The organism is Enterococcus sp. AZ035 (genome assembly GCF_050548325.1).
In the GTDB taxonomy this organism is placed as follows: Bacteria; Bacillota; Bacilli; order Lactobacillales; family Enterococcaceae; genus Enterococcus; species Enterococcus faecalis.
The window spans coordinates 166,699-186,138 of record NZ_CP172958.1; the positions used below are offsets into that span (position 1 = coordinate 166,699).

33 protein-coding genes are annotated in these 19,440 nt (G+C 39.5%); 31 read left to right on the plus strand and 2 right to left on the minus strand.

Features of this window, described 5'->3' with window-relative positions:
• Nucleotides 1-12: 12 nt before the first annotated feature.
• The 31 genes from rpsS to truA all read left to right on the plus strand — a co-directional run bounded on the left by rpsS (nucleotide 13) and on the right by truA (nucleotide 17,557).
• Nucleotides 13-291, plus strand: coding sequence for a 30S ribosomal protein S19 (gene rpsS / locus IGL32_RS00740; protein ID WP_002356205.1), 279 nt, complete (start codon nucleotides 13-15; stop codon nucleotides 289-291).
• Nucleotides 292-312: 21 nt separating this feature from the next.
• Nucleotides 313-660 (plus strand): 50S ribosomal protein L22, encoded by a 348-nt coding sequence (gene rplV, locus IGL32_RS00745; RefSeq protein ID WP_002356206.1) that lies wholly within the window; start codon nucleotides 313-315, stop codon nucleotides 658-660.
• 66 nt (nucleotides 661-726) lie between these two features.
• On the plus strand, nucleotides 727-1,383 hold the full coding sequence (gene rpsC / locus IGL32_RS00750; protein ID WP_002356207.1) for a 30S ribosomal protein S3: 657 nt from the start codon (nucleotides 727-729) through the stop codon (nucleotides 1,381-1,383).
• Between the two features lie 2 nt (nucleotides 1,384-1,385).
• Nucleotides 1,386-1,820: a 50S ribosomal protein L16 gene (rplP, locus tag IGL32_RS00755; protein WP_002356208.1), complete on the plus strand. Its 435-nt coding sequence runs from the start codon at nucleotides 1,386-1,388 to the stop codon at nucleotides 1,818-1,820.
• Nucleotides 1,810-1,998, plus strand: a complete 189-nt coding sequence (rpmC, locus tag IGL32_RS00760) for a 50S ribosomal protein L29 (RefSeq protein WP_002383858.1) — start codon at nucleotides 1,810-1,812, stop codon at nucleotides 1,996-1,998. The genes rplP and rpmC overlap by 11 nt, the downstream gene beginning before the upstream one ends.
• A 23-nt stretch (nucleotides 1,999-2,021) precedes the next feature.
• Nucleotides 2,022-2,288, plus strand: a complete 267-nt coding sequence (rpsQ, locus tag IGL32_RS00765) for a 30S ribosomal protein S17 (protein WP_002359348.1) — start codon at nucleotides 2,022-2,024, stop codon at nucleotides 2,286-2,288.
• Nucleotides 2,289-2,345: 57 nt separating this feature from the next.
• On the plus strand, nucleotides 2,346-2,714 hold the full coding sequence (gene rplN, locus IGL32_RS00770) for a 50S ribosomal protein L14 (protein ID WP_002356211.1): 369 nt from the start codon (nucleotides 2,346-2,348) through the stop codon (nucleotides 2,712-2,714).
• A 35-nt stretch (nucleotides 2,715-2,749) separates the two neighbouring features.
• Nucleotides 2,750-3,061, plus strand: coding sequence for a 50S ribosomal protein L24 (gene rplX / locus IGL32_RS00775; protein WP_002356212.1), 312 nt, complete (start codon nucleotides 2,750-2,752; stop codon nucleotides 3,059-3,061).
• A 25-nt stretch (nucleotides 3,062-3,086) separates the two neighbouring features.
• Nucleotides 3,087-3,626 (plus strand): 50S ribosomal protein L5, encoded by a 540-nt coding sequence (gene rplE / locus IGL32_RS00780; RefSeq protein WP_002356213.1) that lies wholly within the window; start codon nucleotides 3,087-3,089, stop codon nucleotides 3,624-3,626.
• 18 nt (nucleotides 3,627-3,644) lie between these two features.
• Nucleotides 3,645-3,830 carry a type Z 30S ribosomal protein S14 gene (locus IGL32_RS00785; RefSeq protein ID WP_002356214.1) on the plus strand — a complete coding sequence of 62 codons (186 nt, stop codon included), beginning with the start codon at nucleotides 3,645-3,647 and terminating at the stop codon, nucleotides 3,828-3,830.
• 35 nt (nucleotides 3,831-3,865) lie between these two features.
• Nucleotides 3,866-4,264, plus strand: a complete 399-nt coding sequence (gene rpsH / locus IGL32_RS00790) for a 30S ribosomal protein S8 (protein WP_002356215.1) — start codon at nucleotides 3,866-3,868, stop codon at nucleotides 4,262-4,264.
• A 31-nt stretch (nucleotides 4,265-4,295) separates the two neighbouring features.
• A complete protein-coding gene (rplF, locus tag IGL32_RS00795; RefSeq protein WP_002356217.1) occupies nucleotides 4,296-4,832 on the plus strand; it encodes a 50S ribosomal protein L6 in 537 nt (178 codons plus the stop codon).
• A 160-nt stretch (nucleotides 4,833-4,992) separates the two neighbouring features.
• Nucleotides 4,993-5,349: a 50S ribosomal protein L18 gene (gene rplR, locus IGL32_RS00800; RefSeq protein ID WP_002356218.1), complete on the plus strand. Its 357-nt coding sequence runs from the start codon at nucleotides 4,993-4,995 to the stop codon at nucleotides 5,347-5,349.
• 20 nt (nucleotides 5,350-5,369) lie between these two features.
• Nucleotides 5,370-5,870, plus strand: coding sequence for a 30S ribosomal protein S5 (gene rpsE / locus IGL32_RS00805; RefSeq protein ID WP_002356219.1), 501 nt, complete (start codon nucleotides 5,370-5,372; stop codon nucleotides 5,868-5,870).
• Nucleotides 5,871-5,884: 14 nt separating this feature from the next.
• A complete protein-coding gene (rpmD, locus tag IGL32_RS00810) occupies nucleotides 5,885-6,064 on the plus strand; it encodes a 50S ribosomal protein L30 (protein WP_002356220.1) in 180 nt (59 codons plus the stop codon).
• Between the two features lie 47 nt (nucleotides 6,065-6,111).
• Nucleotides 6,112-6,552, plus strand: coding sequence for a 50S ribosomal protein L15 (gene rplO, locus IGL32_RS00815; protein WP_002356221.1), 441 nt, complete (start codon nucleotides 6,112-6,114; stop codon nucleotides 6,550-6,552).
• Nucleotides 6,553-7,851 (plus strand): preprotein translocase subunit SecY, encoded by a 1,299-nt coding sequence (gene secY / locus IGL32_RS00820; protein ID WP_002359350.1) that lies wholly within the window; start codon nucleotides 6,553-6,555, stop codon nucleotides 7,849-7,851.
• Nucleotides 7,852-7,937: 86 nt separating this feature from the next.
• On the plus strand, nucleotides 7,938-8,588 hold the full coding sequence (locus tag IGL32_RS00825) for an adenylate kinase (protein ID WP_002356223.1): 651 nt from the start codon (nucleotides 7,938-7,940) through the stop codon (nucleotides 8,586-8,588).
• A 210-nt stretch (nucleotides 8,589-8,798) separates the two neighbouring features.
• The gene (gene infA, locus IGL32_RS00830; protein ID WP_002356224.1) at nucleotides 8,799-9,017 is read left to right on the plus strand and encodes a translation initiation factor IF-1; all 219 of its coding nucleotides are present in this window, start codon (nucleotides 8,799-8,801) and stop codon (nucleotides 9,015-9,017) included.
• A 32-nt stretch (nucleotides 9,018-9,049) separates the two neighbouring features.
• On the plus strand, nucleotides 9,050-9,166 hold the full coding sequence (gene rpmJ, locus IGL32_RS00835; RefSeq protein ID WP_002288710.1) for a 50S ribosomal protein L36: 117 nt from the start codon (nucleotides 9,050-9,052) through the stop codon (nucleotides 9,164-9,166).
• A 19-nt stretch (nucleotides 9,167-9,185) separates the two neighbouring features.
• A complete protein-coding gene (gene rpsM / locus IGL32_RS00840) occupies nucleotides 9,186-9,551 on the plus strand; it encodes a 30S ribosomal protein S13 (protein ID WP_002356225.1) in 366 nt (121 codons plus the stop codon).
• 27 nt (nucleotides 9,552-9,578) lie between these two features.
• The gene (gene rpsK / locus IGL32_RS00845) at nucleotides 9,579-9,968 is read left to right on the plus strand and encodes a 30S ribosomal protein S11 (protein WP_002356226.1); all 390 of its coding nucleotides are present in this window, start codon (nucleotides 9,579-9,581) and stop codon (nucleotides 9,966-9,968) included.
• An 80-nt stretch (nucleotides 9,969-10,048) separates the two neighbouring features.
• Nucleotides 10,049-10,987 carry a DNA-directed RNA polymerase subunit alpha gene (locus IGL32_RS00850; RefSeq protein WP_002356227.1) on the plus strand — a complete coding sequence of 313 codons (939 nt, stop codon included), beginning with the start codon at nucleotides 10,049-10,051 and terminating at the stop codon, nucleotides 10,985-10,987.
• A 73-nt stretch (nucleotides 10,988-11,060) separates the two neighbouring features.
• Complete coding sequence (rplQ, locus tag IGL32_RS00855; protein WP_002356228.1) at nucleotides 11,061-11,444, plus strand: 50S ribosomal protein L17; 384 nt, start codon at nucleotides 11,061-11,063, stop codon at nucleotides 11,442-11,444.
• A gap of 45 nt (nucleotides 11,445-11,489) precedes the next feature.
• On the plus strand, nucleotides 11,490-11,702 hold the full coding sequence (locus IGL32_RS00860; protein ID WP_002387511.1) for a hypothetical protein: 213 nt from the start codon (nucleotides 11,490-11,492) through the stop codon (nucleotides 11,700-11,702).
• 16 nt (nucleotides 11,703-11,718) lie between these two features.
• Nucleotides 11,719-12,918, plus strand: coding sequence for a DUF819 family protein (locus tag IGL32_RS00865; RefSeq protein ID WP_002356229.1), 1,200 nt, complete (start codon nucleotides 11,719-11,721; stop codon nucleotides 12,916-12,918).
• 15 nt (nucleotides 12,919-12,933) lie between these two features.
• Complete coding sequence (locus tag IGL32_RS00870) at nucleotides 12,934-14,109, plus strand: amidohydrolase (RefSeq protein ID WP_002370653.1); 1,176 nt, start codon at nucleotides 12,934-12,936, stop codon at nucleotides 14,107-14,109.
• Between the two features lie 201 nt (nucleotides 14,110-14,310).
• On the plus strand, nucleotides 14,311-15,150 hold the full coding sequence (locus IGL32_RS00875; protein WP_002359354.1) for an energy-coupling factor ABC transporter ATP-binding protein: 840 nt from the start codon (nucleotides 14,311-14,313) through the stop codon (nucleotides 15,148-15,150).
• On the plus strand, nucleotides 15,126-15,995 hold the full coding sequence (locus IGL32_RS00880; protein WP_002381364.1) for an energy-coupling factor ABC transporter ATP-binding protein: 870 nt from the start codon (nucleotides 15,126-15,128) through the stop codon (nucleotides 15,993-15,995). Before IGL32_RS00875 ends, IGL32_RS00880 begins: the two co-directional genes overlap by 25 nt.
• A complete protein-coding gene (locus IGL32_RS00885; RefSeq protein WP_002379226.1) occupies nucleotides 15,992-16,789 on the plus strand; it encodes an energy-coupling factor transporter transmembrane component T family protein in 798 nt (265 codons plus the stop codon). Before IGL32_RS00880 ends, IGL32_RS00885 begins: the two co-directional genes overlap by 4 nt.
• A gap of 18 nt (nucleotides 16,790-16,807) precedes the next feature.
• On the plus strand, nucleotides 16,808-17,557 hold the full coding sequence (gene truA, locus IGL32_RS00890; RefSeq protein ID WP_002370657.1) for a tRNA pseudouridine(38-40) synthase TruA: 750 nt from the start codon (nucleotides 16,808-16,810) through the stop codon (nucleotides 17,555-17,557).
• Nucleotides 17,558-17,607: 50 nt separating this feature from the next.
• Here truA and IGL32_RS00895 read toward each other — a convergent pair whose 3' ends face one another.
• Nucleotides 17,608-17,919, minus strand: coding sequence for a heavy metal-binding domain-containing protein (locus IGL32_RS00895; protein ID WP_002381365.1), 312 nt, complete (start codon nucleotides 17,917-17,919; stop codon nucleotides 17,608-17,610).
• 132 nt (nucleotides 17,920-18,051) lie between these two features.
• Nucleotides 18,052-19,407 (minus strand): branched-chain amino acid transport system II carrier protein, encoded by a 1,356-nt coding sequence (gene brnQ, locus IGL32_RS00900; protein WP_002361550.1) that lies wholly within the window; start codon nucleotides 19,405-19,407, stop codon nucleotides 18,052-18,054.
• Nucleotides 19,408-19,440 lie beyond the last annotated feature (33 nt).

Sequence of the window (19,440 nt, forward strand, 5' to 3'; positions counted from 1 at the left end):
AGGAGGTTCACCATGGGTCGTAGTTTAAAAAAAGGACCTTTCGTCGATGATCATTTGATGAAAAAGGTCGAAGCACAACAAGGTGCCGAAAAGAAAAAAGTAATTAAAACTTGGTCTCGCCGCTCTACAATTTTTCCATCATTCGTAGGTTTCACAATCGCTGTATATGATGGACGGAAACATGTCCCTGTTTACATTCAAGAAGACATGGTAGGACATAAATTAGGTGAATTTGCACCAACTAGAACTTATCGTGGCCACGTTGCTGACGATAAAAAAACTAAACGCTAATTTTGAGGGGAGGATATGCAAATGTCAGAACAAATTACATCAGCTAAAGCAACTGCAAAAACAGTTCGCACTTCACCTCGTAAAGCACGTTTAGTAATCGATCTTATCAGAGGGAAAAGCGTTGCGGATGCAATTTCAATCTTGAAATTCACACCGAACAAGTCTGCTGGAATCATTGAAAAAGTTTTAATGTCAGCAGTTGCTAACGCAGAAAACAACTTTGACTTAGACGTTGAAAGCTTAGTCGTATCTGAAGCATTTGTTAACGAAGGACCAACAATGAAACGTTTCCGTCCTCGTGCAAAAGGTTCAGCTTCACCAATCAACAAACGTACTAGTCACATCACAGTAGTTGTAACAGAGAAATAAGTCTCATGAAATAGGCTGTTTTCTTTATGAAAACAGAGCTTAAACATTTAAGAGGAGGGACAATCAGTGGGTCAAAAAGTACATCCAATTGGAATGCGTGTAGGCATCATCCGCGACTGGGATGCGAAATGGTATGCTGAAAAAGAGTATGCCGAATTCTTACACGAAGATTTAAGAATCCGTAAATTTATCGCAACAAAACTTGCTGATGCTGCTGTATCTACAATTGAAATCGAACGCGCTGCAAACCGTGTTAACATTTCAATTCACACAGCTAAACCAGGTATGGTTATCGGTAAAGGCGGATCTGAAGTCGAAAACCTAAGAAAAGAATTAAACAAATTAACTGGCAAACGAGTTCACATCAACATCGTTGAAATCAAAAAACCAGATTTAGATGCAAAATTAGTAGGCGAAGGAATTGCACGTCAATTAGAAAACCGTGTTGCTTTCCGTCGTGCTCAAAAACAAGCCATCCAACGCGCAATGCGTGCTGGCGCTAAAGGAATCAAAACTCAAGTATCAGGTCGTCTAAACGGTGCGGATATCGCTCGTTCAGAAGGATACTCTGAAGGAACTGTACCACTTCACACATTACGTGCGGACATTGATTACGCATGGGAAGAAGCGGACACTACTTACGGAAAACTAGGAGTTAAAGTGTGGATCTATCGTGGAGAAATTCTTCCAACGAAAAAAAACACTGAGAAAGGAGGGAAATAATCATGTTAGTACCTAAACGTGTAAAACACCGTCGTGAATTCCGCGGAAAAATGCGCGGTGAAGCTAAAGGCGGAAAAGAAGTAGCATTTGGTGAATGGGGTTTACAAGCAACTGAATCTCACTGGATTACTAACCGTCAAATCGAAGCAGCCCGTATTGCAATGACTCGTTACATGAAACGTGGCGGGAAAGTATGGATTAAAATTTTCCCTCACAAGTCTTACACAAGTAAAGCTATCGGCGTACGTATGGGTAAAGGTAAAGGGGCACCAGAAGGCTGGGTATCACCAGTTAAACGTGGTAAAATCATGTTTGAAATCGCAGGCGTTCCTGAAGAAGTAGCTCGTGAAGCTCTTCGTCTTGCATCTCACAAATTGCCGGTAAAAACTAAGATCGTAAAACGTGAGGAAATGGGTGGTGAATCGAATGAAGGTTAAAGAAATCAGAGAATTAACCACTGCCGAAATGCTAGATAAAGAAAAACAATTAAAAGAAGAATTGTTCAACTTAAGATTCCAATTAGCAACAGGTCAATTAGAAAACACTGCACGTATTAAAGAAGTACGTCAATCGATTGCACGCATCAAAACAGTATTGCGTGAACAAGCTAACTAATAGTGGAAGGAGGCCAAACGCGTATGACTGAAGAAAGAAATCAACGTAAAGTTTACCAAGGTCGCGTGGTATCAGACAAAATGGATAAAACAATCACAGTTGTCGTTGAAACAAAGAAAAACCACCCTATCTATGGCAAACGTATGAAATATTCTAAAAAATATAAAGCGCATGATGAAAACAACACAGCGAAAGTTGGAGACATCGTAAAAATCATGGAAACTCGTCCATTATCAGCTACAAAACGTTTCCGTTTACTAGAGGTAGTCGAAGAAGCAGTTATTATCTAATAAAACGAGAATTTCCTAATAGATTGAAGCACAAAATCTGAAAGGGGGATACACATCGTGATCCAACAAGAAAGTCGTTTAAGAGTCGCTGACAATTCTGGCGCACGTGAAATTTTAACGATCAAAGTCCTAGGCGGATCTGGTCGTAAAACTGCTAACATCGGTGACGTTATTGTTGCTACTGTCAAACAAGCAACGCCAGGTGGGGTTGTTAAAAAAGGTGAAGTAGTTAAAGCCGTTATCGTTCGTACAAAATCTGGCGCTCGTCGTGCTGACGGTTCTTACATCAAATTTGATGAAAATGCTGCGGTAATTATCCGTGACGATAAAAGCCCACGCGGAACACGTATCTTCGGACCAGTTGCACGTGAATTACGTGAAAACAACTTCATGAAGATCGTTTCTCTAGCACCAGAAGTATTATAATCTCGAGCCCACGTTAAAGGAGGTGCGAAACAGTAATGTTTGTTAAAAAAGGCGATAAAGTAAAAGTTATCACTGGTAAAGATAAAAACAAAGAAGGCGTTGTCTTAGCAGCGTTTCCTAAACAAGATAAAGTTATCGTTGAAGGTGTCAACGTCGTTAAAAAACACCAAAAACCAAACCAAGCAGCCCCACAAGGTGGAATCCTTGAAGTGGAAGCGCCAATTCATGTTTCTAATGTAATGGTGATTGATCCTTCAAACGGAGAAGCTACTAAAGTTGCGTTTAAAGAAGTCGACGGCAAAAAAGTCCGCGTTTCTAAAAAAACAGGTGAAGTTTTAGATAAATAAAAATTGCGGAAGGAGGGCTTACTGAATGAACCGCCTGAAAGAAAAATATATTAAAGAAGTAACACCATCATTGGTGGAAAAATTTAATTACAGCTCAGTTATGCAAACACCTAAAGTTGATAAAATCGTTATCAACATGGGTGTGGGTGATGCAGTATCAAATGCTAAAAACTTAGACAAAGCTGTTGAAGAATTAGCATTAATCACTGGTCAAAAACCACTTATCACAAAAGCTAAAAAATCTATCGCTGGATTCCGTTTACGTGAAGGAATGCCAATCGGTGCGAAAGTAACGCTACGCGGCGAAAGAATGTACGAATTTTTAGATAAATTAGTAACAGTTTCTTTACCTCGTGTACGTGACTTCCACGGTGTCAGCAAAAAAGCTTTCGATGGTCGTGGTAACTATACTTTAGGTATTAAAGAACAATTAATCTTCCCAGAAGTTGATTATGATTTAGTAGATAAAGTACGCGGTATGGACATCGTAATTGTTACAACAGCGAACACTGACGAAGAGTCTCGCGAATTGTTGGCACAATTAGGTATGCCATTCCAAAAATAATATAAGGAGGCGAACTACGTGGCTAAAAAATCAATGATTGCTAAAAACAAACGTCCTGCTAAACATTCAACACAAGCTTATACTCGTTGTGAACGTTGTGGACGTCCACATTCAGTTTATCGTAAATTTCATCTTTGCCGTATTTGCTTCCGCGAACTTGCCTATAAAGGTCAAATTCCCGGCGTGAAGAAAGCTAGCTGGTAAACAAGTAAACTCGCATAAAGGAGGTAAATAGTTCAATGGTCATGACAGATCCAATTGCAGATTTTCTAACTCGCATTCGTAATGCGAACATGGTTAAACATGAAACTTTAGAAGTACCTGCTTCAAAAATCAAACGTGATATCGCAGAAATCCTGAAACGTGAAGGATTTATCCGCGACGTAGAATACATCGAAGATGACAAACAAGGCGTAATCCGTGTTTTCCTAAAATATGGTAAAAACGAAGAACGTGTTATCACAAACTTAAAACGTATTTCTAAACCAGGTTTACGTGCATACGTAAAAGCTGACGAAGTACCAAAAGTATTAAACGGTCTAGGAATTGCAATCATCTCTACATCAGAGGGTGTAATTACTGACAAAGAAGCTAGAGCGAAAAATATCGGCGGCGAAGTAATCGCCTACGTATGGTAATTCTAAAAAATACACAAGGAGGTGTCTCTAAGTGAGCCGTATTGGTAATAAAGTTGTTGTTCTTCCTGCTGGTGTTGAAATCAAGCAAGACGGAAACAACATTACAGTTAAAGGACCTAAAGGTGAATTAACACGCGAATTTTCTTCTGATATCAAAATGAACATCGAAGGAAACGAAGTGACATTCACTCGTCCAAACGATTCAAAAGAAATGAAAACAATCCACGGAACAACTCGTGCAAACTTCAACAACATGGTTGTTGGTGTTTCTGAAGGTTTCCAAAAAGCACTTGAACTTATCGGGGTCGGATACCGTGCCCAAGTACAAGGCAACAAATTAACTTTAAACGTTGGTTATTCTCATCCTGTCGAAATGACAGCACCAGAAGGCGTAACATTTGAAGTACCTGCGAACACACAAGTTATCGTTAAAGGCATCAACAAAGAAGTTGTTGGTGAATTAGCTGCTAACATCCGTGGCGTTCGTCCTCCAGAACCTTATAAAGGCAAAGGGATTCGCTATGTTGGTGAATTTGTACGCCGTAAAGAAGGTAAAACTGGTAAATAATAACAGCTGTGTAGAAAACAGAAGTCAACAACAAGCAACTGTCATTTTATGGGATTTTTCCAATAAAATGCTTTTGTCTTGTCTGCCAGCTTCTCTTTTCCGTAATCTGCTGACTGCTTGAAATATTAGTAGTAAACATTAAATCAAAGAGGTGAAAATTGTGATTACAAAACCAGATAAAAACAAAACACGTCAAAAGAGACATCGTCGTGTACGTAACAAAATCTCTGGTACTGCTGAGTGCCCACGCTTGAACATTTTCCGTTCTAACAAAAACATCTACGCGCAAGTCATTGATGACGTAGCGGGTGTGACGCTAGCAAGTGCCTCTGCCTTGGATAAAGAAATTTCAGGTGGAACAAAAACAGAAACAGCTGCAGCTGTTGGTAAACTAGTTGCTGAACGTGCCGCTGAAAAAGGCATCAAAAAAGTAGTCTTCGACCGTGGTGGATACCTTTACCATGGCCGCGTGCAAGCTTTAGCTGAAGCTGCTCGTGAAAATGGACTAGAATTTTAGGAGAAGGAGGAACACCATTCATGGTTTATATTGATCCAAAACATTTGGAATTAGAAGACCGCGTTGTAGCGATCAACCGTGTAACAAAAGTTGTTAAAGGTGGACGTCGTTTACGTTTCGCAGCTTTAGTTGTTGTCGGTGACAAAAACGGACACGTTGGTTTCGGTACTGGTAAAGCACAAGAAGTACCTGAAGCTATCCGTAAAGCAATCGAAGACGCGAAGAAAAACTTAGTTGAAGTGCCTATGGTTGGTTCTACTATCCCGCACGAAGTAATTGGCGTATTCGGTGGCGGCCGTATCCTTATGAAACCTGCAGTAGAAGGTTCTGGGGTAGCTGCTGGTGGACCAGTTCGTGCCGTATTGGAATTAGCTGGTGTAGCAGATATTACATCTAAATCACTAGGTTCAAACACACCTATTAACGTTGTTCGCGCAACTGTTGAAGGTCTAAAACAATTAAAACGTGCCGAAGAAGTGGCAGCACTTCGCGGTAAATCTGTAGAAGAAATTATCGGTTAAGGAGGACAAAAATAATGGCTGAATTAAAAATTACTTTAAAACGCAGTGTTATCGGACGTCCTCAAAACCAACGTGCTACAGTTAAAGCGTTAGGTTTAGGTAAAGTGAATAGTACTGTTACAAAACCTGCCAATGAAGCAATCAAAGGTATGGTTAACACTATTTCACATTTAGTGGACGTAGAAGAAGTTTAAGATTTATAGATTTGTAATAGAAGATTGCTTAAGGAGGTGCCAAACCTATGAAACTTCATGAATTAAAACCTGCTGAGGGCTCACGCCAAGTACGTAACCGTGTTGGACGTGGTACTTCATCTGGTAATGGTAAAACAGCTGGCCGTGGACAAAAAGGGCAAAAAGCCCGTTCAGGCGGTGGTGTTCGTTTAGGATTTGAAGGGGGTCAAACTCCATTATTCCGTCGTTTACCAAAACGTGGGTTTACAAACATTAATCGTAAAGATTACGCTGTTGTAAACTTAGATACTTTAAACCGTTTTGAAGATGGAACAGAAGTAACTCCTGTTGTCCTAAAAGAAGCAGGAATCGTTAAAAACGAAAAAGCGGGAATCAAAGTTCTTGCAGATGGTGAGTTAACGAAAAAATTAACTGTGAAAGCAGCTAAATTCTCGAAATCAGCACAAGAAGCTATCGAAGCTGCTGGTGGTTCAATCGAGGTGATCTAATTGTTCAAGCTATTAAAGAACGCCTTTAAAGTCAAAGACATTAGATCAAAAATCTTATTTACAGTTTTAATCTTGTTTGTATTTCGCCTAGGTGCGCACATTACTGTGCCCGGGGTGAATGCAAAGGGATTGTCTGATTTAAGTAGCTTACCCTTTTTGAATATGTTGAATATGGTGAGTGGTAGTGCCATGCAAAACTTCTCTATCTTCTCGATGGGGGTTTCGCCATACATTACAGCCTCTATTATTATTCAACTATTGCAAATGGATATTGTACCTAGATTTGTAGAATGGTCAAAACAAGGGGAAGTTGGGCGTAAGAAATTAAATCAAGCAACAAGATATCTAACGATTGTCTTGGGTGTGGCTCAGTCAATGGGGATCACTGCTGGTTTTAATAGCTTAAGTCAAACTGGGATTGTCAACAATCCAACCTTAGGTACCTTTGTGATGATTGCAGTTATTTTAACTGCTGGGACGATGTTTGTGACTTGGATGGGTGAACAAATTACAGAAAAAGGAATCGGAAATGGTGTTTCAATGATTATCTTTGCCGGGATTATTTCCCGTTTGCCAGGAGCAGTCAAAGAAATCTATGAAGATTACTTCGTCAATATCGAGTCTTCTCGTATTTGGCAATCTGTTATTTTCATTGCAATCTTAGTTATTGCTATTTTGGTGATTGTTACAGTCGTAACGTTCTTCCAACAAGCAGAACGTAAGATTCCAATCCAATATACAAAACGTGTTTCTGGTGCACCAACAAGTAGTTATTTACCGTTAAAAGTAAATGCTGCTGGGGTTATTCCAGTTATCTTTGCCAGCTCGTTAATTGCAACACCAAATGCCATTTTACAAGCTTTCTCATCAAAATTCGCTGGTGAAAATTGGTATGACATTATGACAAAAATCTTCAGTTATAACACAGTTCCAGGGGCAATCATCTATACTGTCCTAATCGTTGCGTTTACGTTCTTCTATGCATTTGTTCAAGTAAACCCTGAGAAATTAGCGGAAAACTTACAAAAACAAGGAAGCTACATTCCAAGCGTGCGGCCAGGTAAAGGTACAGAAGAATATGTATCTGGCGTGTTAATGAGATTAAGTGTTGTCGGCTCAATTTTCCTAGGACTTGTTGCTTTACTTCCAATCATTGCGCAAATGGTTTGGAACTTACCTCAATCAATCGGTTTAGGTGGAACAAGTTTACTAATCGTTATCGGGGTTGCATTAGAAACAACGAAACAATTAGAAGGATTAATGATGAAACGTCAATATGTCGGCTTTATCAATAAGTAAGAATCGAGTGTTGAGGTTTTACCTCAGCACCATTCTCACATATGGCTAGCTTCATAAGCCGGTCTTTAAAATTAGGAGGAGAATATATGAACCTCATTTTAATGGGATTACCTGGAGCAGGTAAAGGCACCCAAGCAGAAAAAATCATTGATACGTATGGCATTCCACATATTTCTACTGGAGATATGTTCCGTGCAGCAATGAAAAATGAAACTGCCTTGGGCCTAGAAGCGAAATCTTATATCGATAAAGGTGAACTGGTTCCTGACGAAGTAACAAACGGAATTGTTAAAGAACGCCTTGCTGAACCAGATACAGACAAAGGATTCCTATTAGATGGTTTCCCACGTACACTGGATCAAGCAAAAGCATTAGATACAATGCTTAAAGAATTAAACAAAAAAATTGATGCTGTCATTGACATCCATGTAGAAGAAGATGTATTAATCGAGCGTTTAGCTGGACGATTCATCTGTCGCACATGTGGCGCAACGTATCATAAATTATTCAACCCGCCAAAAGTTGAAGGCACTTGTGATCGCTGTGGCGGACATGAATTCTACCAAAGAGAAGATGATAAGCCCGAAACGGTTAAAAATCGTTTGGCAGTCAACATTGAAAGTAGCGCACCAATCTTAGCTTTCTATAAAGAACAAGGCTTGATGCATACAATCGATGGCAATCGCGAAATCGATACTGTTTTTTCTGATGTGAAAAAAATCATTGACGAAAACTAATTTCCAATTGCCCGCAGTTTAACCCTGTTGTTGTATTCAGTTTCTCTTGCCAAAACATAACTAAATATGGTAGAATATATCAGTCCGACTTCTACAGTTTTGTGACATCAAAATGAATAACGAAGTTAGTTGAGAATTTCTAGGTGGGAGCTGGAGTTTCCGCCGTTTTATCGTGTGAAAACGCGAAACAAGTACAAGGAGGTACTGTGCGTGGCAAAAGAAGATATGATTGAAGTCGAAGGTACAGTCGTCGAAACTTTGCCGAATGCAATGTTTAAAGTCGAACTAGAAAATGGACACCAAGTTCTTGCTACTGTTTCAGGTAAAATCCGTATGCACTACATCCGTATCTTACCTGGTGACAAAGTAACAGTTGAATTATCACCGTATGATTTAACGCGTGGCCGTATTACTTATCGCTTTAAATAATTGTACTCCGTAAAACCACAGGAGGTATTATCATGAAAGTAAGACCATCAGTAAAACCAATGTGTGAACATTGTAAAGTAATTCGCCGTAAAGGACGTGTTATGGTTATTTGCCCAGCAAATCCAAAACATAAACAACGTCAAGGATAATTAGGAGGTGTAACGAATAATGGCTCGTATTGCAGGAGTAGACATCCCTCGTGACAAACGTGTAGTAGTTTCTCTTACTTACATTTATGGTATTGGTAACACTACAGCTAAAAAAGTTTTAGCAAACGTTGGCGTATCTGAAGATGTTCGTGTACGTGATTTAACAAACGAACAAACAGATGCGATTCGTGCGGAAATTGATAAGTTAAAAGTTGAAGGGGATCTTCGTCGTGAAGTGAACTTAAACATCAAACGCTTGATGGAAATCGGTTCATACCGTGGAATCCGTCACCGTCGTGGATTACCAACTCGTGGACAAAACACGAAAAATAATGCACGTACTCGTAAAGGCCCTACTAAAACAGTAGCAGGCAAGAAAAAATAATTCCTAAGTGAAGGAGGTTAGAACTTCATGGCAGCAAAAAAAGTTAGTCGTAAACGCCGTGTCAAAAAGAATATAGAATCAGGTGTAGCACATATCCATTCTACATTCAACAATACAATCGTAATGATTACTGATACACATGGTAATGCATTAGCATGGTCATCAGCAGGATCATTAGGCTTTAAAGGAAGCAAAAAATCAACTCCTTTTGCCGCTCAAATGGCTGCAGAAGCCGCAACTAAAGTGGCAATGGAACATGGACTTAAAACTGTAGACGTAACAGTTAAAGGACCTGGTTCTGGACGTGAAGCAGCAATTCGTTCATTACAAGCAACAGGTTTAGAAGTGACTGCAATTCGTGACGTGACTCCAGTTCCTCATAATGGATGCCGCCCTCCAAAACGCCGTCGTGTTTAATGAGCGCCACTCATTCTGAGTTTGAATTAGGAACGTCATTGAACAAGACACTTTTCGTTTTGAAAGGGGTATAGATAAGAATGATTGAATTTGAAAAACCAAGAATCGAAAAAATTGATGAAAATAGAGATTATGGTAAGTTCGTCGTTGAACCATTAGAACGCGGTTACGGAACTACTTTAGGTAACTCTCTACGTCGTATTTTATTGTCTTCTTTACCAGGAGCTGCAATTACGAATATTCAAATCGATGGTGTTTTACACGAATTCTCAACCATTCCAGGTGTACGAGAAGACGTAACACAAATTATTTTGAATATTAAAGGCTTAGCATTGAAATTATATGCTGAAGAAGAGAAAACCCTTGAGATCGATATTACAGGACCCGCTACCGTGACTGCCGGCGATATTATCGTGGACAGTGATGTTGAGATCCTAAATAAAGATTTAGTTATCTGTAGTGTTGCTGAAGGAGCTACTTTCCATGCTCGCTTAACAGTGAAACCTGGTCGTGGCTATGTTCAAGCAGACGAAAACAAAAAAGAAGATATGCCAATCGGTGTACTTCCAGTTGATTCCATCTACACACCCGTTCGTCGTGTTAACTACCAAGTAGAAAATACACGTGTTGGTCGTCGTGATGATTTCGACAAATTAACAATGGAAATATGGACAGATGGTTCAATCATTCCTCAAGAAGCACTAAGTTTAGCTGCGAAAATCATGACTGAGCATTTAGATATCTTTGTAAACCTTACTGACGAAGCGAAAAACGCTGAAATCATGGTGGAAAAAGAAGAAACTCAAAAAGAGAAAATGCTAGAAATGACGATTGAAGAACTTGATTTATCAGTTCGTTCATATAACTGTTTAAAACGTGCAGGCATTAATACTGTACAAGAACTTACAAACAAATCTGAACCAGAAATGATCAAAGTACGTAATTTAGGTCGTAAATCTCTTGAAGAAGTAAAACTTAAATTGCATGATCTAGGGTTAGGATTACGTAAGGACGATTAAGACTTTTACGAAGTTTCCAGTCCTGCTTAACAGCAGTGGCTCGTGAGAACAGAAACGAAGGAGGGAACCCAACGTGAGTTACCGTAAATTAGGACGCACATCAAGCCAACGTAAAGCTATGCTACGTGATATTACAACTGATTTAATCATCAACGAACGCATCGTAACTACTGAAGCTCGTGCGAAAGAAGTACGTTCAACTGTAGAAAAAATGATTACTTTAGGTAAACGTGGAGATCTTCATGCACGTCGTCAAGCAGCTACTTTCGTTCGTAATGAAGTTGCTAGTGTTCGTGAAGAAGATGAGTCTATCGTTGTTGAATCAGCTTTACAAAAGCTATTTAACGATTTAGGACCTCGTTTCGCGGAACGCCAAGGTGGTTACACTCGTATCTTGAAGACAGAACCAAGACGCGGCGATGCAGCACCAATGGTAGTTATCGAATTTGTTAAATAATTAATAAACCGATCACTTTATAGATGTTTCTTTTAGAGTGTTATGATGTTGGAGGCGACTCCGAGTCTAGCTCTGCTTTCCCTGCTAAAGATGGCTTTAGCAGGGGAGCACTCATCATATAAAGGTGATTTTTTTTTGCTTTGGGAAAACGCTGTTTTCTCAAAGCTTTTTTGTTTCTTAAAAGCATTGCAGAAGCTTTTCCGGTTTGTTATACTGATTATTAATTGGAATTTTCAGATAATTAAACATCTGAGTTAGTAGAAGGGGGAATTATATGTCGCAAATGTTTGCTTTTTCGTTGCTGATGGTTATTTTATACATTGGTGATGTAGTTTCTATCAAAACAAAAGCTTGGATTCCATCCGTTTTTGTTTGTGGTGTTTTATTTATTCTTGGTTATTGGACTATTTTTCCACAAAATATTGTGGAAGTGGCAGGGATTCCTACAGTGGTTGCCACTTTATTAATGTATCTGTTGATTACTAATATGGGCACTCTGCTCTCTGTTAAAGAATTGGTTAATCAATGGAAAACGATTGTGATTGCTTTGTCAGGTATTCTGGGCATTATTGCCTTGTTGTTAGCTGTGGGGACTTTTGTTTTTGACTTAAAAACAGTTTTAGTTGCAATCCCGCCGTTAGTAGGAGGTTTAGTTTCTTCATTAGTAATGTCAGAAGCGGCTCAATCAGCTGGTTTAGCCTCACTTTCGGTTTTGGCAATTTTAATTTATGTCATTCAAGGGTTTGCTGGTTATCCCTTAACTTCAATTGTTCTAAAAAAAGAAGGAAAGCGGAAGCTTCAAGAATATCGAGCAGGGACATGGCAGCCGGTTCATGAACAAGAGGGGCAAGAAACAGGAGCAGAACCAGATGTGCCTAAACTATTTGAAAAAGTACCCAAACGATATCATACAGATTATTCACGAATTTTACGTTTAGCCTTAGTTGCCACACTTGCTTATTATGTTTCTGTGTGGACGGCACCGTTTGTGACGATTAGTCCTTTTGTGCTGTGTTTATGTTTTGGCGTGATTGCAACGTCTTTAGGCTTTTTAGAAAAGCAACCATTGCAGAAAGCAAATAGCTTTGGTTTTGCGATTTTAGGGTTAATGCTTTTTGTCTTTGATGGCTTAAAACAAGCCACACCTGAAATGTTGATGGATTTATTTTTACCAATGATTGGGATTATTGTGATTGGTGTTATCGGGATGTACATCTTTTCAGCAATTGTTGGTCGTGTATTAGGTGTGAGTAAAGAGATGGCATTCGCTGTTTCGTTGACAGCTTTATATGGCTTTCCAGCCGATTATATTATTACTAATGAAGTGATTCAATCATTGACAGAAGATGAACAAGAACAGGCGGCTTTAACGAGCCATTTAATGCCACCGATGTTAGTGGCAGGTTTCGTAACAGTCACCATTGTTTCGGTTATTTTAGCGGGTATTTTTTCAAGTATTTTATTAAGTTTGTAGAAACGGGGCGTAAGTATGAAAAAAATCAAAGCACTAGTCAAGCAGCATGCACAAGAAATGATTGCTTTTCGACGGGATTTACACCAACATCCAGAATTACAATTTGAAGAATTTCGAACGACAGAAAAAGTAGCGGCAGTTCTTGATCAATTAGGAATTACTTATCGCAAAACAGAACCGACGGGTTTAATTGCTGAAATTGTGGGCGGCAAACCAGGCCGAGTGGTTGCGCTGCGGGCGGATATGGATGCCTTACCTGTACAGGAATTAAATGAAGATTTAGCTTATAAATCTTTAGAAGCTGGCAAGATGCATGCATGTGGGCATGATTCCCATACCGCGATGTTAGTAACAGTGGCTAAAGTATTAAAAGAAATCCAGGAAGAACTTCAGGGAACAGTAAGGTTAATTTTTCAACCATCTGAAGAAAATGCGCAAGGTGCTAAAGCAATGGTTGCGCAAGGCGCAATGACCGGTGTTGATGATGTATTTGGCTTACATATCTGGTCACAAATGCCTGTAGGAACCGCTTCGTGTCGAGTGGGCTCAAGTTTCGCATCCGCAGATATTTTTTCTGTTGATTTTAAAGGCCGTGGTGGCCATGGTGCCATGCCAAACGCTTGTATTGATGCGGCAGTCATAGCTTCTTCTTTCGTGATGAATCTGCAAACGATTGTTTCTCGGGAGACAGATCCTTTAGATCCAGTAGTTGTCACGATTGGACGGATGGATGTGGGGACCCGTTTTAATGTGATTGCTGAGAATGCACGTTTAGAAGGAACGGTTCGTTGCTTTAGTGTAGCAACGCGTAATCGAGTAGAACAGGCGCTACAACGCTATGCGGAACAAACAGCCGCTATTTACGGTGGGACGGCTTCGTTAGATTATCAATATGGGACGTTGCCAGTGATTAATGATGAGCAGGATGCCTTGTTTGCCCAAACACTAATTAAGGAAAATTTTGGTGAAGCGGCCTTAAGACAAGAAGAGCCGACAACTGGTGGCGAAGACTTCAGTTATTATACTGAACATGCTTCTGGTTGTTTTGCCTTAGTGGGAAGTGGTAATCCAGAGAAAGATACGGAGTGGGCACATCACCATGGTCGTTTTAATATTGATGAAGATGCGATGGCAATGGGTGCTGAGTTATATGCCCAATATGCGTTTGAATATTTGAAGACACATTTTTAAAAGAAAATCAGTAACTTCTTGTTTTATGAGAACAAGAAGTTATTTTTATGAAAAATAGACCTGTCAAGACAGATAAGAGCTCCCATAATGACCGTTCTTTTGGTATAATAAAAAATAGTGTGAAGAATCAGAACAGATGATTGAAAAAACGCTACTTTTTTGGTAGTGTTAGAAAGAATAAATAGATTGAGGGAGTATGCGATGCAACCAATCATTGAACTAAATAATATCCAATTTAATTATCAACCAGAAGATGCTTCTCCCGCTTTAAAAGATGTGTCTTTTTCCATTCAACAAGGCGAATGGGTCGCTATTATTGGCCATAATGGTTCTGGTAAATCAACGTTAGCCAAAACGATCAATGGGCTGTTACTGCCAGCTGCTGGGACTATCAAAGTTGGCGGCAAAGAATTAAATGAAGCAAACGTCTGGGATATCCGGCGTATGGTAGGAATGGTTTTTCAGAATCCAGATAACCAATTTGTCGGTTCAACAGTCGAAGACGATGTGGCTTTTGGTTTAGAAAATCAAGGTATTCCGCGTGATGAAATGGTCGAACGTGTTCACGATGCATTAGAACGGGTTCGTATGTTAGATTTTGCCAAGCGAGAACCTGCTCGGCTATCTGGCGGCCAAAAACAACGAGTAGCTATCGCTGGTGTGGTTGCTTTGCGACCAGATATTATTATTTTAGACGAAGCGACAAGTATGTTAGATCCAGAAGGTCGTGCAGAAGTAATTGCTACCATTCAAAAGATTAAAGAAGAAAGTAATTTAACAGTTATTTCTATTACCCACGATATTGATGAAGCGGCTAATGCGAATCGTATTTTAGTGATGCGCCAAGGACAATTGACAAACGAAGGAACACCAGAAAAGATTTTTTCTGCAGGAGAAGCGCTTGTTGAAATGGGCTTGGATTTACCGTTTCCTGAAAAATTAAAAGTAGCTTTGAAAGAGCGTGGCGTTGTTGTGCCAACGAATTATTTAACAGAAGAAGGGATGGTGGATTGGTTATGGACATCCGTTTTAAACAAGTAGATTTTACTTACCAACCCAATACTCCTTTTGAGCAACGGGCATTATTCGATATTAATTTAACGATTCAAGACGGCTCTTATACAGCGATTGTCGGACATACTGGCAGTGGCAAATCAACGCTATTACAACATTTAAATGCTTTGGTGAAACCAACTAAAGGCCAAGTGACAATTGGAGAGCGTGTAATTACGCCAGAAACTGATAATAAGAATTTAAAACCAATTCGTAAAAAAGTTGGGATCGTTTTTCAATTTCCAGAAGCACAATTGTTTGAAGAAACAGTGGAGCGAGACATCGCTTTCGGACCGAAAAACTTTGGTGTTTCAGACGAAGAAGCGAAAAAATTAGCTAAGAAAATGCTTGATTTAGTCGGCTTAGATGAAAAATACTTACAACATTCTCCGTTTGAGTTATCAGGTGGTCAAATGCGCCGTGTCGCAATTGCTGGTGTGCTAGCGATGGAACCAGAAGTCTTAGTATTAGACGAACCGACTGCTGGTTTGGATCCTAAGGGTCGTAAAGAAATGATGGAGATGTTTAGTCGTCTGCATAAGGAACATAATATGACCATCGTTTTAGTGACACATTTGATGGATGACGTGGCTAATTACGCAGATCACGTGATTGTTTTAGAAAAAGGACAAATCGTCCGAGCGGGAGCACCACAAGAAGTGTTTCAAGAGACACAATGGCTGAAAGAAAAACAATTAGGCGTGCCAACTGCAGCCGAATTTGCTGAAAAATTAGTGGCAAAAGGCTTTTCTTTTGAGCAATTACCATTAACGGCCGATCAATTAGCCGATCAGCTTCTGAAAAAAATGCAGGAAGCAGGTGAGGCAAAATGATGAATAAATTGATTTTTGGGCGTTATATTCCAGGCGATTCTTTTATCCATCGTTTAGATCCGCGTGCAAAATTATTAGCTAGTTTTTATTTTATTGGAATTATCTTTTTAGCAAATAATTGGCAGAGTTATGTTTTAATAGCAGCCTTTACTGCTTTTGCTATTTCATTATCAAAAATCAGCGCCCGCTTCTTTATCCGCGGTGTTCGGCCATTATTATGGCTAATTCTGTTTACTGTGGCTCTTCAAACCTTGTTTACACAAGGGGGGGAAGTGTACTTTCAGTGGGGAATTATTTCCATAACCCAGTTTGGTGTGACGAATGGGCTATTTATTTTCTGTCGTTTTGTTTTAATTATTTTCATGTCAACGTTATTAACTTTAACGACGGCACCATTAGAGTTATCAGATGCGATTGAATATTTGCTACGCCCACTTCATGTAGTGAAATTTCCAGTTCATGAAGTTTCATTGATGTTATCAATTGCCTTACGTTTTGTCCCAACATTAATGGATGAAACGGAAAAGATTATGAATGCTCAACGTGCCCGTGGTGTTGATTTTGGTGAAGGAAACTTACTTCAAAAAATGAAAGCTATTGTTCCACTTTTGATTCCGCTTTTCGTAAGTAGTTTTAATCGTGCGGAAGACTTAGCGACTGCCATGGAAGCAAGAGGTTATCAAGGTGGTGAAGGACGGACAAAATACCGCATTCTTCATTGGCACCTACGAGATACAATAGTAATGTTTGGCTTTGTCTTGTTAACCATTGGCTTATTTGTATTAAGAACTTAGAAAAGGTGAAGAAAAATTATGCCCCGCTATAAAGCAATCATTGCCTATGATGGCACTCATTTTCATGGCTTTCAAAAGCAACCTAATGAGCGTACCGTTCAAGAAGAAATAGAAAAAACGTTAGCACGCATGAATAATGGACGCTCCGTGACGGTTTTTGGTTCAGGACGAACAGATGCAGGTGTTCATGCAATGGGCCAAGTGATTCACTTTGATTATCCGCAGGAACGTCCGTTGGAAAAAATGCGCTTTGCGTTAGATACACAAACACCCGAAGACATTGCTGTGCGCAGCGTGGAACGTGTTTCAGAAGACTTTCATGCACGTTATCATGTGATCGAAAAAACCTATCAATTTAAAGTGGATATTGGCAAACCGCGAAGTCCATTTCGACGTTTTTATGCTAGTTATTTTCCGTATCCCATTGATCTCGAAAAAATCCAACAAGCTTTGCCTGATTTATTAGGCACCCATGATTTTACCTCTTTCTGTGCCTCAGGAAGTTCGGTAGAAGATAAAGTCCGAACCATTCATGAAGCCAGTGTTCATGTCAATGAAACGGGGGATGAATTAACATTCACTTTTCGGGGCGATGGTTTCTTGTACAAAATGATTCGGATTTTAGTTGGTACGCTATTGAAAATCGGCAATGGGCGGCTGGAACCAACCGCGATTCCAGCAATTATCGCAGCCAAAGATCGAAATTTAGCAGGTCCGACTGCTCATCCAGAAGGATTGTATTTAGCAGAAGTGAAATATGAAAACTAAAAAGACGTAGACCTTACAAGAAAAGGTCTGCGTCTTTTTAGTTGCAAAATTTAGATGTATTTAACAGCTGTTCCGTAAGCCACGACAGATTGCATGTCTGTGCCAATTGTGCCAGAATCAAAACGCATCATCACAACGGCATCTGCACCTAATTTAGAGGCTTCTGCTTTTAAACGTTCGATTGCTTGGTCGCGTGCTTCTCGTTGCATATCAGTGTAACCTTTGATTTCACCGCCAACTACGCTTTTTAGTCCAGCACCTAAATCTTTAAACATATTTTTAGAACGTGTGGTTAACCCGAAAACTTCTCCAATAATTTCATATTCTTGACCGCTAATTCTCTCGGTTGTTGTAACTAACATGGGCAATTTCCTCCAGTACTTGTTGGTAACTTCAATTTACCATAGTCAAGAGTTTGGTACAACGAATATACATAAAAACGACACTAGAAAAGATGCGCTTCCGCATTTTTTCTAGTGTCGTTTTGGTAAGAATTAATCAAGAATAGGATCTTTTTTAGAAATCATGACCCAAACCCAACTAATTAGAAAAGCAACCGTTGCTGGAACGACCCAGCCCATACCAATAGTGAACAATGGTAAGTATTGGCCGGCTTTTTCTAAAAGCGTTGTTACAAACGCCGTATCTTTGATAAAGGCAGGCGCGCTATTTAATGCATCTAAAACAGCAGCAATCAATGTGATATAGGTCGTTGCTTGATAGACTTCCCGTCGATGTTTGAAAATAGGACTGATGATTACCAAAAGCATTAAAGTAATCGCCAATGGATAAAGGAACATCAAGACTGGAACGGCAAATTGAATGATGTTGGTTAAGCCGACATTTGCAAAAATAGCTGGTAAAATAACAACAATTGCCAAGAATTTTTGATAGGAAACTTTCGGAAACATTTCTTCAAAAGTCTCAGAAAAGGCTGTGCTTAAGCCGATACCGGTTTTTAAACAAGCAAGAACTACGATAAAAGCCAGTAAAATACTCCCTGGTAGGCCTAAATAGTAATTGGCAATTTGGGCTAAGGCAATCCCGCCGTTTTCACTGATTGGAAAAGCCCCGATACTCATTGTTCCCATATAAGCAAGTAAGGTATAGATAATCCCCATCAATACAACACTGAAAGCACCTGATTTAATCATTCCTTTAGCGATATCTCCTGGTTTTTCGACGCCCATATTTCGTAAAGTGGAAACGACAACAATCCCAAAAGCTAATGAAGCTAAAGCATCCAGCGTATTATAACCTTCTGTAAATCCTTTAAAGAAAGGACTTGAAATATAATTTTCACCAACAGCGGCACTGGCCACATGACCTAATGGTTTTACAAAGGCTAAAACAATCAAAATTCCTAGCAATGCTAAAAATAACGGATTTAAAAATTTACCCACATAATCTAAGATTTTACTTGGCTTTCTAGAGAAGAGCCAAACAGCTAAGAAAAATAATGCGGAAAAACCAGCAAGAACCAGCCATTGCAAGTCTTTCGGAACAAATGGTGCAAGACCAATCTCAAAAGAAGTAGTTGCTAACCTTGGTAAAGCAAAGAAAGGACCAATCGTTAAATATAATAGTAAGGTAAAAATAAGAGCATAACGACGATTAATCCGAGAAGCTAAGTCAAAAACACCTGAACTTTTAGAAACACCCATAGCAATGACACCAAGAAAAGGTAAGCCAATTCCAGTGGCTAAGAAGCCCAAGTTTGCTAAAAAGACGGAAGCCCCCGCTTCTTGTCCCATATGTACAGGGAAAATTAAATTTCCAGCACCGAAAAACAAACCGAATAACATTGAACCAACGTATAGATAATCACGCCAAACTAACTTTTTTTGCATAGATTCACACTCCTTAATATTGTCTTATTATTT